Source organism: Streptomyces sp. CA-251247 (assembly GCF_050952975.1).
Classification (GTDB): domain Bacteria; phylum Actinomycetota; class Actinomycetes; order Streptomycetales; family Streptomycetaceae; genus Streptomyces; species Streptomyces achmelvichensis.
In genome coordinates, this window is record NZ_CP191861.1 from 5,565,586 (window position 1) to 5,582,262 (window position 16,677).

A 16,677-nucleotide genomic window follows, 5' to 3' on the forward strand; every position below is an offset into this window, starting at 1 on the left:
AATCAAGTCTCCCACACAATCCACAGCTCATGACCGGAGGACGTATGTCCAGTCCCGCTCATCTGTCCGTGACGCTCTCCTGGAAGGGCGAGAATGTCGCGGTCTCCAGTGTCGAATGCGCCCTGCCCTCACAGCCCGCCGAGTCGGCCCGAAACGAGGTCACCGCCGCCGGCGTAGTCAACTCTCTCGCGTCGCTGCCCGCCGACGCCTGGCAGGCCGTGGCCCGTGCCGTGATCAACCCGGAGGGCGTGGCGGTCATGCTGCGGCCCACCGTGCAGGAGCCCGCCGGACTCTTGCTGGAGGAGAACGTCGAAGGCGCTACTCTCCGGACGTTCAACACCCGGGTCTGGCTTAGCGAACTGCTGCCCGGCATCCAGCCCCGTACGGGCATGGAGGTGATGGACGTCCCCGACCCGCACGTGGTGGGTACTACGAAAGGCGGCGAACCGTGTGCCGTCGTGCGCTACCGGTACCGCGACCTTGAGCACATGAAGGATCACGTCCGGCAGACCGTGCATAGCACCCTCGCCCTCAACAATTACGCAGTCTCCATCCTGGGGCGTAAGGTGACCCGCCCCCTGATCACCCACCCGGTGGAGTTCACCTTCGAGGACGGCACCGAGTCGTTCCACGCCCTTGTCGTACGGGACGGCATCACCCGTCTGGCCAGCACTTGGGCCGTCCTCGCCGGCCCGGACGCGGAAGCCGCGGACGCTGCCGACCTCATGGTGGAGTCGCTGTTCGGAAGGGTCTCTGGGATGGCTTCCGCGAACGGTCAGACGCTTGGCGAGCGGCTGGCGGCGGTCCGCGAGGACTGGCGGCACACGCTCGCCGATGAGTTCCATCGGGCCATGGCCGAACCCGAGCCGGGCGATCGCGGAATACACATCGCGCAGACCTATGTGGTTCCCACCCAGGTGGCGGTCGGTGCCAAGGGGCACCCCGGCCACCTGCTGGCCCCCGAAGACGTTTTTGACGACGCTATGCGTTCCATCCTGGCCAGCGTGCACGTCGAGTTCAAGGCGTGGGACTCGGCGGCTCAGAACGTCGAGGTGGCCACCCGCGCTCTCAAGCGCGTCATCCAGCTCGGTGATGCGCCGGTGGCCAAGGAGAGCCTTCAGGTCGTCTACGGCCTGGCTGTGGGCCGTACCGTCCCGGAGGATCTCCCGCGGGAGTACGGCGACAGCCGGATGCCGGGCACTGCACTGTGGCGCGGGATCCAGCTGGTCCACGCCCTGACCCGGCCCGAGCTGTACGAGCGCCTCAAAGAACAGGCCAAGACCATCAAGGGCGGCTCCCGGATGAGCGCCAAGGGCTTCGCTGAACTGCTGGGACCGATCATCGACCTGCCCTGGCGCAGTGCTAAGAAGGCTGTTACGAAGCAGGCCCGCAACGCCTGGAGCAATGGCGGCGTGCTCACCCGGGACATGCTCAAGGAGTGGGAGCCGGCTCTGACGGACGATTTCACCACCCTCGTCGAACCGGCCATGGCAGGCGATGCCGATGCCCGCTGCACCCTGGCGGTGGCCGGCGGCATCGCGCTGATCGCCGACAAGCTCCTTACCCGGAACGTCGGCTCGGCCCTAATGGCCCCCAAGGAGAAGGGCGGAGTGCCCTTCCGGTCCGACGTCCACCTGGTGGTCGAGGATCTCTCGGCCGAGGATAACGAGCTGGGCCTATGGACCCTGGCGCTGACAGCCAACCGGTTCCGGGCCAGCGCGCTGCCGGAGAACGCGCAGTCCGTGCGGCAGTTCGTCCGCCGGGACTCGAAGGACGAAGAGGGCCCGGCCTACGTCCACCTCAAGGTGGATCTGGAGCGGCCGGACAAGGTTGCCAGGGACGAGAACGGTGTCCCCGTGCAGCTGTTCGAGTGGGACGTCGTGTGGGCCTCCGACCAAGTGCGCGCCCACAAGGCCTACGCGGAGCACAGGATCCGCCAGTTGCCCGTTCCCGCACCCGCCCCGGGTATCAGTACGGGCACCGAGGAGGGCCAGCCTTTCGACGGAAATGGGGAGCCCGCGGGCGGCGAAACCACCTGGCCCGAACCGAAGCCGGGCGACACGTCGTTCAGCGGCCCCCGCGACGGCGTCCCGAGCGGTCGGAGGGCCGCCGACTTCCGGCGCACCCTGCGGTCCGGCTTGGAGAGCGCTCGGATCGCCCTGGACGGTCTGGCAGAGATCGACCGCACGGCCGGCAGCTGGCCGCCGGTGATCGAATCCGCCGACTTCGGTGGCCTGCGCCAGTCGTTGCTCGAGCTGCAGACCGACCTGGAGAATTTGCGGCGCAACATCCAGGGGGAGGATCCGACCACCCCTACAGAGACCGAGGACGATGAGGAGGAGCGGAAGGCGTCCTAGTCCAGGATCCCGAGCGCGGTGTCTGGCCGGCAGAACTGCGGCCGCGAGCAGGAAGCGCAAGCCGACCGGTAGCCGGCTGTAGGGCGATCCGCAGGAACTTCGCCGCATATTTGCCGCAACCACCCGCAGAAACTCGGTGACAGCCCGGCAGTCCCAGGCTCCCCTCTGATCACGGGGGAAGGGTTGGGGCCTCGCCGCGTGCGCCTTTGGTCAAGCGCTTAGAAGGCGCTTGGATGCTCGCGTCGCGGTAGTCGCGTGACCTGCTTCAATTCCGGCGACGGGCGACTGGTTCGACTCACTTCGACACGCATTCGACAGACACGGCTCGCGGACCACGTGGCTGCCAGGTGCCGAGCGTGGGTAGCTGCGTTCCTGCGCCGCCACACGCCCCTATTGACCGCGGCGATTGCTTGATCTGGTACGGATCCGGCCCACACCATGGGCACTGGCGCTATTGGCAGCCGTTCGGTACTGCTGTCCGCCGTTGGTCACTGACACCCACTGCGCATCCCCGGATGGACCCGAATACCTAGGCGTAGGTTAGAAGTGCGGCGGCGCGGCCGGTAGGCAGCCTGCCGGGCCGTAGATTCAGCACTCGGTGCCGCGCGTCACTCATCCCCAGAGTCCGGGATCGAGTCGAGCAGCGCGTAAGCATCCTCCTCAACCTCCGCCCGGCCCATGCCCACGTCCATCTTGACGGCTTGCAACTCGGGCAGCTTGAGCCACTCCAACTGCTCCAGTGTGTACGGTCCATCGGCCTCACCAAACGCCGTCAGCAGCCTGGCAGAGACCCGCCCCACCTCGACCTCGGCCCCACGCTTCTCGCACATGGCTCGCGCCATCCGCTGGATGACCGACACATCCTCCTCGCGAACATCCCGCAGCATTGCGAGGAGGGACCGCAGATGCTCGGGCACCGTGTCGTCCGGCCGCACCCCGCACCACTGCTCGGCGACCATTTCCGCGACCCGGCGCACGGGCACCTCCAGGGCTCTGGCCAGGTACGGGTAGAGGCTCGGCTTGGGCGGGTCCTCGATCTCGTCCCACCGCACTTTGTTCCACCAGGTCACCGATCGCTTGAAGTCACAGTCGGAAGCCATCTCCTGGTACGTCTTGCCGGCCTTGGCGTTGAGCCGGGTGACCCGCTCACTGAATACGTTTCCCATGGCGGGAGCATCATCTGAAAAATATAGACTGTCAACTCTCGTTGATGTCAATCCGTGCTTCTGGTAGGGGCGTTGGCCCCCTTGTGGCGAGTGGAGCTGAAGGTCACGCGCTGGAAGCGATATGGGCATGAGCGCCTGTACGCGAACCTGCCTGATGGCAATGCTGTCGGGTGGGCGGATGTCGGAACGGGAGAGATCACGGTCTTGCGCGCTGAGTATCGCGACGAGGTGATCGCAACCCTGACTCTGCACTTACCGAACTATCCCGTCCCAGGCTCGCCGGCCAAAGCGTCCGAGGCTGACGCCCGCCCGATGCTGCCGCCGCTGACTCCAGCCGATGACCTGGCCGCAAACCCTCCTGGGGAGGCTTTGCGTCATCGACTTACTGAGTCTGGTTCGGGTGTGTTTGAGCGTGTGTTCGCACGGCTTCTGCGGCGACCTGTCGACGGCGACTCGTGGCGAAGGGGATTGGCAGGGGAGTGGCGAGTGGGCGCCGAGCGGAACCGATTAGCGCGCCACGGCTGGCGGGTCCTCCACTCCATACCTCTGGCCAGCGAGGTGGACATCGACCACCTGCTCATCGGGCCTGGCGGGGTTTTCAGCATCAATACGAAGCATCACCACAAGAGGGACGTTTGGGTCGGAGATGATGCCGTCAAAGTCGATCACGGAAAACCTGCGCCCTACGCCCGGAAGAGCCGGGCAGAGGCCAAGCGAGTAGTCCGGGTGCTTGAACGCTACTGTGCCTTCCCCGTACCGGTGGAGCCAGTGCTCGTCTTTGTAGGCATCACCGATCTGAAGGTAGTGGCCACGCAGCTCAGCGTGCGGGTATACCGGGAACGCCAAGTAGCGGCACTGGCGCCGATCTCGGGGGTGCTGACCGCCGAACAGGTTGAGCAGGTCTACAGCGTCGCCCGCCATCGCCAGGCCTGGGAGCCGAGCTGAGTCGGCGGTGGTCAATGCCCTTGTGACGTCCCAGCCGTGGAGGCTTCCGTGAGTCCGGGTGTGCTTCCCGGCATGCGGGCCGCTCTCCTTCCGGACCCCACCTGCGGTAATGCTTCAAGATCCCGTCCACGCCTCGTCCACAGGACTCGACATAGGGCTGCTTTGGGCGGCATACGCCTGCACACGCAAGAAGACCCCGCTCTCAGCTAGAGCGCTGATGGCGGGGTCTTTGGGCACCTGATCCAAGGTGCCCCCGGCAGGATTCGAACCTGCGCACACGGCTCCGGAGGCCGTTGCTCTATCCCCTGAGCTACGGGGGCGTACATCCCGCTTGCGCGGTGACGGGTAGAACCCTACCAGCTCACAGAGGGTCCCCGTGAACAGGTATTCAGGGGCTCCGACCTGCCCGCGAGCCGGCCCTCAGGCGCGCCACCCCGAGCCGCACCACATCCCGTTCAGCCGCCCCCAGCCGTCACCTGGCAGGCCACCTCGCCTCCCGCCCGCCGGCCACCACCCACCCCCCAACCTTCGCTGCGCCCCGCGGCCCTCCCCCGCCTGCCACCACCCCCCAACCCTCGCCGCGCCCCGCGGCCCTCCCGCCCGCCGGCCACCACCCTCACCCCCGCCCCATCACCCCCTCCACCCCCACCCCCCGTCCCCCCACCGAGTGGAAGTCCGCAAAACCCGGACGCGGCCCCGTCCCGCGACCTACTCTCGAGTTGTGTCAGGGGCGTCCGGCCGTGTGCTCGTTGTCGACGACAATCGGGTCATCCGGCAGTTGATCAGGGTCAACCTCGAGCTGGAGGGCTTCGAGGTCGTGACCGCGGCCGATGGTGCCGAGTGTCTGGAAGTCGTGCAGCAGGTGCGGCCCGATGTCGTCACTCTTGATGTGGTCATGCCTCGGCTGGACGGGCTGCGCACCGCCGCCCTCCTGCGGGCCGATCCGCGCACCAGCCATCTGCCCGTCGCCGTCATCAGCGCCTGTACGCAGTACGAGGTGGAGAGCGGCATCGCCGCCGGAGTGGACGCCTTCCTCGCCAAGCCCTTCGAGCCGGCCGAGCTCGTGCGTCTCGTACGGCAGTTGATGCACCGGGAGGGCCCGCCGTCCGTAGACGGCCGGCATGGGGCCGGGCGAGCGGGAAGCACGCGCGGCTGACCGCATCGCGAAACCGGTTCGCGAAGCGCCCCCCTTCCTCCCATACGCTTGTCCCGTGACGCCCGCCGATCTCTCTCGTACCGTGCTGCACGCCGTGCGCCGCGCGGTGGCGGACGGTGCGCTGGACGCGCCGGTGCCCGAGAGTGTCAGCGTCGAACGCCCCAGGCCAGGAGGGTGCGGCGACTACGCCACCAACGTGGCCCTGCGGCTCGCCGGGCCCGCCCACCAGCCGCCCCGTGCCGTCGCCGAGGCCCTGCGGGACCGGATCGCCGGCCAGCCCGGGATCGCGTCCATCGAGATCACCGGACCCGGTTTCCTCAACATCACCCTGCACAGCGGTGCGCAGCAGGAGCTGGTGGACAGGGTGCGGCAGCAGGGCGCGGCGTACGGGCACAGCGGGCAGCTCGCCGGGGTCGCCGTGCGGTTCGAGGCGGGCGAGGAGCTGCGGGCCCGGGTGTGGGCCGACGTGCTCGGCCGGCTCCTCCGTTCCCAGGGCGCGGAGACCGGGCACGGGGAAGTCGAGCGTCTTCATGTCGTACCCGCCCCCGACCAGAGCCAGGACCCCGCCGCCGACGCCACCCGTTGGGCTCTTCTCTCCGCCGCCGCACACGACCGGCCCCGCACCGGGCCCCATCTCCTCGTGCAGCACGAGTCCAACCCCCTGTTCACGGTCCGCTACGCCCACGCCCGCAGCCGCGCCCTCAGTCGTAATGCCGGCCGGCTCGGCATCATCACGGAGCCCGCCGCCGAGCAGTCGACCGTCGACGCTCCCGCGCTGACCGGCGCCATCGGCGATCACCCCGCCGTCCTCGCCTCCGCCGCCCGCCTCCGCGCGCCCGACCGGCTCGTCCGGCATCTGGAAGCGACCGCCGACGCGCTCCTCTCCTTCCAGCACACCGTGCTGCCCCTCGGTGACGAGAAACCCTCGGCCGCCCACCGTTCCCGCCTCGCGCTCGCCGAAGCCGCCGGGACGGTGCTCGCCGGTGGCCTGTCCCAGCTCGGCATCAGCGCCCCTGACTACCTGTGAGAGAAGAATGAGCCGTTCCGCACACCCCGCCGGGCCCCGTCACGCCGATGTCTACCCCGAGGGTCACTACAGCGCCCCTCCCGCCGACCTCAACGGTCTCGACGAGAAGGTCTGGGCGAAGACCGTCACCCGTAACGACGACGGTGTCGCCACCGTCGGCGGGATCGAAGTGACGCGGCTGGCCGAGGAGTTCGGCACCCCCGCCTACTTCCTCGACGAGGCCGACTTCCGCGCCCGCTGCCGTGCCTGGGCCGACGCGTTCGGCAAGGACGCGGACGTCTTCTACGCCGGGAAGGCGTTCCTCTCGCGGGCCGTGGTCAAGTGGCTTCACGAGGAGGGCCTCAACCTCGACGTCTGCTCCGGCGGTGAGCTCACCACCGCCCTCGATGCGGGCATGCCCGCCGACCGCATCGCCTTCCACGGGAACAACAAGTCCCCGGAGGAGATCGAGCGGGCCGTGCGCGTCGGTGTCGGGCGGATCGTGCTCGACTCGTTCCAGGAGATCGTGCGCGTCGCCCACGTCGCCCAGAGCCTCGGCAAGCGCCAGCGTGTGCAGATCCGGGTCACGGTCGGCGTGGAGGCCCACACGCACGAGTTCATCGCAACGGCCCACGAGGACCAGAAGTTCGGCATCCCGCTCGCCGGCGGCCAGGCGGCCGAGGCCGTGCGCCGGGCGCTCCAGCTCGACGGGCTGGAGGTCATCGGCATCCACTCGCACATCGGCTCGCAGATCTTCGACACCTCCGGCTTCGAGGTCGCGGCGCACCGCGTCGTCGGACTGCTCAAGCAGATCCGCGACGAACACGGTGTCGAGCTGCCCGAGATCGACCTCGGCGGCGGTCTCGGCATCGCATACACGCCGGACGACGACCCCCGCGAGCCGCACGACATCGCCAAGGCGCTCAACGAGATCGTCACCCGTGAGTGTGAGGCCGCCCGGCTGCGTACGCCGCGTATCTCCGTCGAGCCGGGGCGCGCCATCGTCGGCCCCACCGCCTTCACGCTGTACGAGGTCGGCACCATCAAGCCGCTGGAGGGCCTGCGGACGTACGTCAGTGTCGACGGTGGCATGTCCGACAACATCCGCACCGCGCTCTACGACGCCGAGTACAGCGTCGCGCTGGTCTCCCGCAGGTCCGATGCCGAGCCGATGCTCTCGCGTGTCGTCGGCAAGCACTGCGAGAGCGGCGACATCGTCGTGAAGGACGCGTTCCTGCCCGCTGACCTGGCCCCCGGCGACCTCATCGCCGTGCCCGCGACCGGCGCGTACTGCCGCTCGATGGCCAGTAACTACAACCACGCACTCCGTCCGCCCGTCGTCGCCGTCGCGGACGGCGGGGCACGGGTGATCGTGCGACGGGAGACGGAGGAAGATCTCCTGCGTCTCGACGTCGGATAGTTGAGATAGATGTCTCGTATGCCGGACGGGGGATAGAAACTTCCGTCCGGTGCGTGAGACTGGTCCACACCGTAGAAGTGATGAGAAGCGAGGTCGGATGATGCGTACGCGTCCGCTGAAGGTGGCGCTGCTGGGCTGTGGAGTGGTCGGCTCAGAGGTGGCGCGCATCATGACGACGCACGCCGACGACCTCGCCGCCCGCATCGGCGCCCCGGTGGAACTGGCCGGCGTCGCCGTGCGGCGGCCGGGCAAGGTGCGTGAGGGGATCTCCGAGGACCTCGTCACCACGGATGCCACCGCCCTCGTCAAACGCGGCGACATCGACGTCGTCATCGAGGTCATCGGTGGCATCGAGCCGGCCCGCACGCTCATCACCACCGCGTTCGAACACGGCGCCTCGGTCGTCTCCGCCAACAAGGCGCTGCTCGCCGAGGACGGCGCAACGCTCTACGCGGCCGCCGAGCAGCACGGCCGCGACCTCTACTTCGAGGCCGCCGTCGCCGGTGCGATCCCGCTGATCAGGCCGCTGCGCGAGTCGCTCGCCGGTGACAAGGTCAACCGGGTCCTCGGCATCGTCAACGGCACGACCAACTTCATCCTCGACAAGATGGACGGTTCGGGCGCGGGTTACTCCGAGGCGCTCGACGAGGCCACCGCCCTCGGGTACGCGGAGGCCGACCCCACCGCCGACGTCGAGGGCTTCGACGCCGCCGCCAAGGCCGCCATCCTCGCCGGGATCGCCTTCCACACCCGCGTACGCCTCGACGACGTCTACCGCGAGGGCCTCACCGAGGTCACCGCCGCCGACATCGTCTCCGCCCAGCGCATGGGCTGCACCGTCAAGCTCCTCGCCATCTGCGAGCGGGCGGCCGACGGCAACTCCGTCACCGCCCGCGTGCACCCGGCGATGATCCCGCTCAGCCACCCGCTCGCGTCCGTCCGCGAGGCGTACAACGCCGTCTTCGTCGAGGCGGAGGCGGCCGGGCAGCTGATGTTCTACGGCCCCGGCGCGGGCGGCGCTCCCACCGCGTCCGCCGTACTCGGCGATCTCGTCGCCGTCTGCCGCAACAAGCTCGCCGAGGCCACGGGGCCGGGCGAATCCGCTTACACGCAACTGCCCGTGAGCCCCATGGGCGACGTCGTGACGCGGTACCACATCAGCCTCGACGTGGCCGACAAGCCTGGCGTGCTCGCCCAGGTCGCGACGGTCTTCGCCGAGCACGGCGTGTCGATCGACACGGTCCGCCAGCAGGGCCGACCGGAAGCAGACGGCGAGGCATCGCTCGTCGTCGTCACCCACCGCGCGCCCGACGCCGCCCTTTCCGGGACCGTCGAAGCGCTGCGCAAGCTCGACACCGTGCGCGGTGTCGCCAGCATCATGCGTGTTGAAGGGGAGTAAGGGACCCATGACGACCAACGGCACCCACCAGTGGCGCGGCATCATCGAGGAGTACCGGGACCGTCTTCCGGTGACGGACACGACGCCCGTCGTCACGCTCCGTGAGGGTGGCACGCCGCTCGTCCCGGCGAGCGTTCTGTCCGAGCGCACGGGCTGCGAGGTGCATCTCAAGGTCGAGGGCGCCAACCCCACCGGGTCCTTCAAGGACCGCGGCATGACCATGGCCATCACCCGCGCCAAGGAGGAGGGTGCGCAGGCCGTCATCTGCGCCTCCACCGGCAACACCTCGGCGTCCGCCGCCGCTTACGCCGTACGGGCCGGCATGGTCTGCGCCGTGCTCGTCCCGCAGGGCAAGATCGCGCTCGGCAAGATGGGCCAGGCGCTCGTCTACGGTTCGCAGATCCTTCAGGTCGACGGAAACTTCGACGACTGCCTCAACCTGGCCCGCCGACTCTCCGAGAACTACCCGGTGGCGCTGGTCAATTCGGTCAATCCATACCGCATCGAGGGGCAGAAGACGGCCGCCTTCGAGATCGTCGACGCGCTCGGCGACGCCCCCGACATCCATGTGCTGCCCGTGGGCAACGCCGGCAACATCACGGCGTACTGGAAGGGGTACAAGGAGTACTCCCAGCCGTCGCCCGCGAGCACGCTGGCCGGCGGGGCGGACCGCCCGGCGCTGCCCGCCCTCTCCACGCGCAGGCCGCGGATGTGGGGCTTCCAGGCCTCCGGTTCCGCGCCCATCGTCCGCGGTGAGATCGTCAAGGACCCGTCGACGATCGCCACCGCGATCCGGATCGGCAACCCGGCGTCGTGGCAGTTCGCGCTCGACGCGCGGGACGAGTCCGGCGGCTTCATCGACGAGGTGACGGACCGTGAAATCCTGCGCGCCTACCGGCTGTTGGCCTCGCAGGAGGGTGTCTTCGTGGAGCCCGCGTCGGCCGCTTCGGTCGCCGGTCTGCTGAAGGCGGCCGAGCAGGGCAAGGTCGACCCGGGCCAGCGGATCGTCTGCACGGTCACCGGCAACGGTCTGAAGGATCCGGACTGGGCCGTCGCCGGCGCGCCGCAGCCCGTCACCGTCCCGGTGGACGCCGTGGCGGCGGCGGAGCGTCTCGGTCTCGCCTGAGAGTCCGGCATTCGGGGGCCCTCGCCCGAGGATCCCTTCCGAGAACCGAGGGTCGCGGTCCGGGGAGCTCGTCGAAAAAGGCCGGCCGTCCTGTTGTGGTCCCGGGAGCGCGTCCTACTGCGTTCCCGCCCGATGGACAAGCAAGGCAAGCCGGGCAACGGCGTACGTAGGGGCACAGGAGGCTTGCGACACGCATCGTGCGCCTCCCGTGCGCCCTATGTCGCCACAGAACCTTCCTTCGATAAGCTGTACCGAACCCGCCCCGCCGCATATGCCGCGGTGTTGCTGCCGTAACGGCCCACGGGTCCTCACCTCTCGAATCTCACAGTTCAGAACCAAGGAGAGTCATCGAGCGATGGCCGGTCCAGCGTTCCGCGCCGCCGCCGTCCGGGTGCGCGTTCCCGCCACCAGCGCCAACCTCGGCCCGGGCTTCGACGCCTTCGGGTTGTCCCTGGCGCTGTACGACGATGTCGTGGTGCGGGTCGCCGATGCCGGTCTGCACATCGACATCGCGGGTGAGGGCGCCTCGACGCTGCCCCGCGACGAGAGCCATCTGCTCGTCCGTGCCCTGCGGACGACCTTCGACCTGCTCGGCGGGCAGCCGCGCGGCCTCGAGGTCGTCTGTGCCAACCGGATCCCGCACGGCCGCGGGCTGGGCTCGTCGTCGGCCGCCATCTGCGCCGGCATCGTCGCCGCCCGCGCGGTGACGATAGGCGGCGACGCCAAGCTCGACGACGCGGCGCTGCTGGAGCTCGCCACGGAGATCGAGGGACACCCCGACAATGTCGCCGCCTGTCTGCTCGGCGGGTTCACGCTCGCCTGGACCGACGGGGGAGCGGCACGCGCCATCAGGATGGACCCGGCCGATTCCGTCGTTCCGGTGGTTTTCGTCCCCGGCAAGGCGGTGCTCACGGAGACCGCGCGCGGCCTTCTGCCGCGCAGCGTCCCCCATGTGGACGCAAGCGCCAACGCCGGTCGTGCGGCCCTCCTCGTCGAGGCGCTGACCAGGCGTCCCGAACTGCTGCTGCCTGCGACGGAGGACCGTCTCCACCAGGAGTACAGGGCCCCGGCGATGCCGCAGAGCATCGACCTTGTCAACCGACTGCGGGCCGACGGCGTCCCTGCGGTCATCTCCGGTGCGGGCCCCACGGTGCTCGCGCTGGCCGAGGACAGTGCGGCCGACAAGGTCGCACGACTGGCGGGCGAGGGGTGGGCGGCCAACCGGCTCACCTTCGACGCCACGGGCGCGAGCGTCCTGCCGCTCAGCTCGTAGTGACACGAGATTGCCGGTGATGGAGAGGGGGAATGTTTGTTGGAGCCGGTAGTGTTAACCTCAAGTCTGCAACCGATGCCTTTGTGGCTCGGAGCTTCGTGTCCCCCTTAGGGACCGCCATTCTTCCGGGAGCCTCCCCAACTGCCTGAGCAGCCTGCCTGAGCAGTTTCGAGCACGCTCCGGAACCGGCACGACACCCCTCGCTTCTCCAGGAGTGGGCCGAGCAGGGGGACCTCGGGCCGGACTTTGCACGTATTTCTCTCCGCCGTCATCACCGGCGGGACCACCGCCCCGGCAACGTTCTGCGACATCCAACGTCACAGGCCGTCGCCGGACAGCACAACCGGTCGCCGAGCCAGAAGGCCGACGTCCGCTCCAGGGAAGGACCCTTCGTGAGCGACACCACCGATCTGATGGGCGTGACTGCCGACAACAACGTCGACACCTCCGCGCCCGCCGGAGGTGCTGCCTCCTCCGGCACCACCTCACGGCGCCGCCGCTCCGGCACCGGCCTCGAGGGCATGGTCCTGGCCGAGCTGCAGCAGGTCGCGTCCGGCCTCGGCATCAGGGGCACCGCGCGTATGCGCAAGAGCCAGCTGATCGAGGTCATCAAGGAGGCGCAGTCCGGCAGTGGGGCCCCGGCCAAGGCGTCCGCGCCGAAGAGCGCCGACGCCGGCGCCGGTGAGGCCGAGACCAAGCCGAAGCGCCGTGCCACCTCCAAGGCGCGTACGGGCGACTCCGCCGCCGCTGCCGAGAGCAAGGCCGAGAAGGCCACCGCCCAGCAGCAGATCGACATCCCCGGACAGCCGGCTGGGGGCACCGCCCAGGCCGCAGGCTCTGGGGGAGACGACCAGCCGGCCGGAGAGCGCCGCCGTCGCCGTGCCACCGCTCAGGCGGGCAGCCCGGAGACCCAGGGCGACGCCCGGGCCGAGAGCAAGGGCGACACGGCCGTCGACGTCAAGACGGACGCACAGCCGGACGCCAAGGCCGAGACCGCCGTCGGCGCGTCCTCGCAGCAGGACGGCGAAGGCCGCCGCGACCGCCAGGAGCGCGGCCAGCGCGGTGAGCGTGGCGACCGCGGCGACCGCCGTGACCGTCAGCGCGACCGCCGCGGCAAGGGCGACGACCAGCAGCAGGGCGGCCAGCGCCAGCAGCAGGGCGGTGGCGGCCAGCAGCAGCGCCAGGGCGGCCAGCAGCAGGACGACGGCTACGACGACGAGGCGGGCGGCCGTCGCGGTCGCCGGGGCCGTTACCGCGACCGCCGTGGGCGCCGTGGTGGCCGCGAGGAGTTCGGCAACGAGCCGCAGGTCTCCGAGGACGACGTCCTGATCCCCGTCGCGGGCATCCTGGACATCCTCGACAACTACGCGTTCATCCGGACCTCCGGCTACCTGCCGGGCCCGAACGACGTGTACGTCTCCCTCGCCCAGGTCCGCAAGAACGGCCTGCGCAAGGGTGACCACGTCACCGGTGCCGTCCGTCAGCCCAAGGAGGGCGAGCGCCGCGAGAAGTTCAACGCGCTCGTGCGCCTGGACTCGGCGAACGGCATGGCGGCCGAATCCGGCCGCGGGCGCCCGGAGTTCCAGAAGCTGACCCCGCTGTACCCGCAGGACCGGCTGCGTCTCGAGACCGACCCGGGCATCCTGACGACCCGGATCATCGACCTCGTCGCGCCGATCGGCAAGGGCCAGCGAGGCCTGATCGTGGCCCCGCCGAAGACCGGCAAGACCATGATCCTCCAGGCCATCGCCAACGCGATCACCGTCAACAGCCCCGAGTGCCACCTGATGGTCGTCCTGGTCGACGAGCGTCCGGAAGAGGTCACCGACATGCAGCGGTCGGTGAAGGGCGAGGTCATCTCCTCGACCTTCGACCGCCCGGCCGAGGACCACACCACCGTCGCCGAGCTGGCCATCGAGCGCGCGAAGCGTCTCGTCGAGCTGGGTCACGACGTGGTCGTCCTGCTGGACTCCATCACCCGTCTGGGCCGTGCGTACAACCTCGCGGCCCCCGCCTCCGGACGCATCCTGTCCGGTGGTGTCGACTCGACCGCGCTGTACCCGCCGAAGCGCTTCTTCGGTGCCGCGCGCAACATCGAGGACGGCGGCTCGCTGACCATCCTGGCCACCGCGCTGGTCGAGACCGGCTCGCGGATGGACGAGGTGATCTTCGAGGAGTTCAAGGGCACCGGCAACATGGAGCTCAAGCTCGACCGGAAGCTCTCCGACAAGCGCATCTTCCCCGCGGTGGACGTGGACGCGTCCAGCACCCGTAAGGAAGAGATCCTGCTCGGCAGCGACGAGCTCGCCGTCGTCTGGAAGCTGCGCCGGGTGCTGCACGCGCTGGACCAGCAGCAGGCGATCGAGCTGCTGCTGGACAAGATGAAGCAGACGAAGTCGAACGCCGAGTTCCTGCTCCAGATCCAGAAGACGACCCCGTCGGTCGGCAACGGCAACGACTGACGCCGTTCCCGTACGACACAGGACCGCCCCGTCGCCCCACAGGTGACGGGGCGGTCTCGTTTTCTCCCAAGTCCCCTCCGGCGCTGGTCAATCACTCGTGACCGCACATATGATCGGGCCTTCGTGGTGGGGGATTCCAGGGGGGAATCGCGCAGCGCCAGGAGAGGCCGGGGGGCCTCGGACCAGGGCTGCCCAGACGTCTTCACGCCCCACCGATTCGGTTTCCCGGTGGGGTTTCGCGCTTCCCGGGACAAGTCCAAGGGGATACCGCGTGCAGATTCGCACCCGTGGTGGTCGGCACAAGCGCCGCATGAGACTGGCGATACCGGTGGCGGCCGTGGTGGCCGCGCTGATCGGGTCGGGCATTGCCCTGTCCGGGTCGCAGTCCGCGGAGGCGGGGGAGGTGCCGCGTCTGAGTGACACGGCGCAGAAGCCCCCGAAGCCGTCCCAGGCCGAGCTCCGCAAGAGGATCGCCGGGGTGATGAAGGCCGACGAGAAGAGCAAGCGCACCCTGGTCAGCCAGCCCGACGGCGCCAAGTCCGCGCCGAGCGGCCGCATCATCGGCGGCACGGAGACCACCATCTCCGCGGCGCCGTGGATGGCGCAGCTCCACTTCAGCGACAGCACCGGTGCCGGCTACTTCTGCGGCGGTGTCGTGATCGCCCCGACGAAGGTCGCCACGGCGGCGCACTGCGTCAAGGGCATCAAGTGGTACCAGGACGGCGGTGTCGTCGTCGGCACCGACAAGCTGCCGACGCAGACCGGTGAGACGGACCCGGACGGCAACCCGGTGTGGGACTTCCACGGCGGTCAGATCGTGGGCGCGTACCGCCAGTGGAACCACCCGTCGTACAACGCGGTCTCGCTCGACAACGACGTCGCGGTCCTCACGCTCGACCGTGCCGTGTCCGTCAAGCCGCTGCCGCTCGCGCAGCCGACCGACGGCGCCCTGTACCAGGCGGGCCTGGACGGCAAGGTCTACGGCTGGGGCCGCACCAGCTCCACGGAGCCGAACAGCGCCTCGCAGACGCTGAAGGTCGCCGACGCGGACACGGTCTTTGACACCTCCTGCGCCGGTGCCTACGGCGCGGACTTCATCAAGGGCCACATGCTGTGCGCGGGTGCCCCGCCCACCGGTGAGGACGCCACGAGCGAGACCACCTGCAACGGTGACTCCGGCGGCCCGCTGGTCGTCGGCGGCAAGCTCGTCGGTCTGGTCTCGTGGGGCGACATCGACTGCTCCGCCGTCGGAAAGTACGGCGTGTACGCGAAGGTCTCCACGTACTCCGCGCCCATCCAGTCCCGTGTCGACGACGCGAACTGGAACAACGACCACACCTCCGACCTGCTGGCCCGCCGTACCTCGGACAGCACGCTGTTCGGCTGGACCTCCAAGGTCACCTCGTTCGCCCGCACGCTGAACCACGGCAACTTCTCCGGCGTCAACCTGGCGATCCAGGGCGACCTCAACCGTGACGACTGGGAAGACCTCGTCTACCGCACGAGCAACGGCTACACCTACTGGATGTACAGCGGCACCGAGGACCCGAAGCTCCTGTCCACCGGCTGGGCCAAGAACAAGCAGATCCTGATCCCCGGTGACGTCACCGGCGACGAGCTGCCGGACCTGCTCACCGTGAACTCCACCGGCTACCTGGTCCTCTACCCGGGCAAGGGCAACGGCGGCTTCTCCGCCCCCGTCCAGGTCGGTGGCGGCTGGGGCCAGTACGGCGTGGTCCGGGGTCACGGTGACTTCACCAGCGACGGCAAGCCCGACGTTCTGGCTCGTGCCTCCGACGGTTCCACGTACCTCTACAAGGGCACCGGCAAGGCCGCGACCCCCTTCGAGGCCCGCCGTCTGGTCGGCAAGTTCACCCTCAGCAGCTTCACCGCGCTGGTCACTGTCGGTGACGTGAACAGCGACGGTCACGCCGACCTCCTGGTCCGTGACTCGGCCGGCAAGCTGTGGCTCTACCCGGGCAACGGCAACAGCGCGGCGACCGGTGGCATCTTCGGTGCACGCAAGGACTTCGGCACCGGCTGGCAGGCCTACAACCTCTTCGGCTGAGGTCTGACGCCCGCTGACACCGGCGGGGGTGGTGGGACCTTCACCACACCCGCCGGCGCGGCAACCCCGCCCCGCTCCACCGTCCCGTCCGGGAAAACCCCTGATGGGACAGGCTCTGCGCCCGTCGTGCCCCGCACGGCGGGCGCAGCCGCGTTCTCACCCGGTTCTCACGCCCGCGTGCAACCCTTTCCGTCGCCGCGCCGTCTCACCAGTGGCGGAGCAAAAATTGACAGGGTCAGACAAACCGCACCTGGTTCGGCGCGCAGGGGGTAGCGGCAGACGGCGGAACAGGGGAGATC

Annotated in this window: 11 protein-coding genes and 1 tRNA gene; 10 read left to right on the forward strand and 2 right to left on the reverse strand. The window is 69.2% G+C overall.

The window, feature by feature from the left end:
- Window positions 1–44: 44 nt before the first annotated feature.
- Window positions 45–2,357, forward strand: a complete 2,313-nt coding sequence (locus tag ACQPWZ_RS24825) for a hypothetical protein (RefSeq protein WP_433572412.1) — start codon at window positions 45–47, stop codon at window positions 2,355–2,357.
- A gap of 608 nt (window positions 2,358–2,965) precedes the next feature.
- On the opposite strand, the gene ACQPWZ_RS24830 is transcribed toward ACQPWZ_RS24825, so the two are convergent.
- Window positions 2,966–3,523 carry a hypothetical protein gene (locus ACQPWZ_RS24830; protein ID WP_433572413.1) on the reverse strand — a complete coding sequence of 186 codons (558 nt, stop codon included), beginning with the start codon at window positions 3,521–3,523 and terminating at the stop codon, window positions 2,966–2,968.
- A 90-nt stretch (window positions 3,524–3,613) separates the two neighbouring features.
- Here ACQPWZ_RS24830 and ACQPWZ_RS24835 point away from each other — a divergent pair, with 90 nt between their 5' ends.
- Window positions 3,614–4,468 carry a nuclease-related domain-containing protein gene (locus ACQPWZ_RS24835; RefSeq protein WP_433572414.1) on the forward strand — a complete coding sequence of 285 codons (855 nt, stop codon included), beginning with the start codon at window positions 3,614–3,616 and terminating at the stop codon, window positions 4,466–4,468.
- 248 nt (window positions 4,469–4,716) lie between these two features.
- Here the strand turns inward: ACQPWZ_RS24835 and ACQPWZ_RS24840 are convergent.
- Window positions 4,717–4,788: transfer RNA gene (locus tag ACQPWZ_RS24840), tRNA-Arg, on the reverse strand.
- 401 nt (window positions 4,789–5,189) lie between these two features.
- On the opposite strand from ACQPWZ_RS24840, the gene ACQPWZ_RS24845 reads away from it, so the two are divergent.
- The 8 genes from ACQPWZ_RS24845 to ACQPWZ_RS24880 all read left to right on the forward strand — a co-directional run bounded on the left by ACQPWZ_RS24845 (window position 5,190) and on the right by ACQPWZ_RS24880 (window position 16,378).
- On the forward strand, window positions 5,190–5,624 hold the full coding sequence (locus ACQPWZ_RS24845) for a response regulator (protein ID WP_356705467.1): 435 nt from the start codon (window positions 5,190–5,192) through the stop codon (window positions 5,622–5,624).
- A 55-nt stretch (window positions 5,625–5,679) separates the two neighbouring features.
- Entirely contained in the window at window positions 5,680–6,651 is a 972-nt protein-coding gene (gene nrtL, locus ACQPWZ_RS24850; protein WP_433572415.1) for an ArgS-related anticodon-binding protein NrtL, read from the forward strand.
- Window positions 6,652–6,658: 7 nt separating this feature from the next.
- Window positions 6,659–8,050, forward strand: coding sequence for a diaminopimelate decarboxylase (gene lysA / locus ACQPWZ_RS24855; RefSeq protein ID WP_340475413.1), 1,392 nt, complete (start codon window positions 6,659–6,661; stop codon window positions 8,048–8,050).
- A gap of 100 nt (window positions 8,051–8,150) precedes the next feature.
- Window positions 8,151–9,449 carry a homoserine dehydrogenase gene (locus ACQPWZ_RS24860; RefSeq protein ID WP_313948866.1) on the forward strand — a complete coding sequence of 433 codons (1,299 nt, stop codon included), beginning with the start codon at window positions 8,151–8,153 and terminating at the stop codon, window positions 9,447–9,449.
- A 7-nt stretch (window positions 9,450–9,456) separates the two neighbouring features.
- Window positions 9,457–10,575: a threonine synthase gene (gene thrC, locus ACQPWZ_RS24865; RefSeq protein WP_356705470.1), complete on the forward strand. Its 1,119-nt coding sequence runs from the start codon at window positions 9,457–9,459 to the stop codon at window positions 10,573–10,575.
- Window positions 10,576–10,930: 355 nt separating this feature from the next.
- Window positions 10,931–11,848 (forward strand): homoserine kinase, encoded by a 918-nt coding sequence (gene thrB / locus ACQPWZ_RS24870; protein WP_340475415.1) that lies wholly within the window; start codon window positions 10,931–10,933, stop codon window positions 11,846–11,848.
- Window positions 11,849–12,240: 392 nt separating this feature from the next.
- Window positions 12,241–14,310 carry a transcription termination factor Rho gene (rho, locus tag ACQPWZ_RS24875; RefSeq protein ID WP_313944080.1) on the forward strand — a complete coding sequence of 690 codons (2,070 nt, stop codon included), beginning with the start codon at window positions 12,241–12,243 and terminating at the stop codon, window positions 14,308–14,310.
- Window positions 14,311–14,620: 310 nt separating this feature from the next.
- Window positions 14,621–16,378, forward strand: a complete 1,758-nt coding sequence (locus ACQPWZ_RS24880; protein WP_433572416.1) for a trypsin-like serine protease — start codon at window positions 14,621–14,623, stop codon at window positions 16,376–16,378.
- Window positions 16,379–16,677 lie beyond the last annotated feature (299 nt).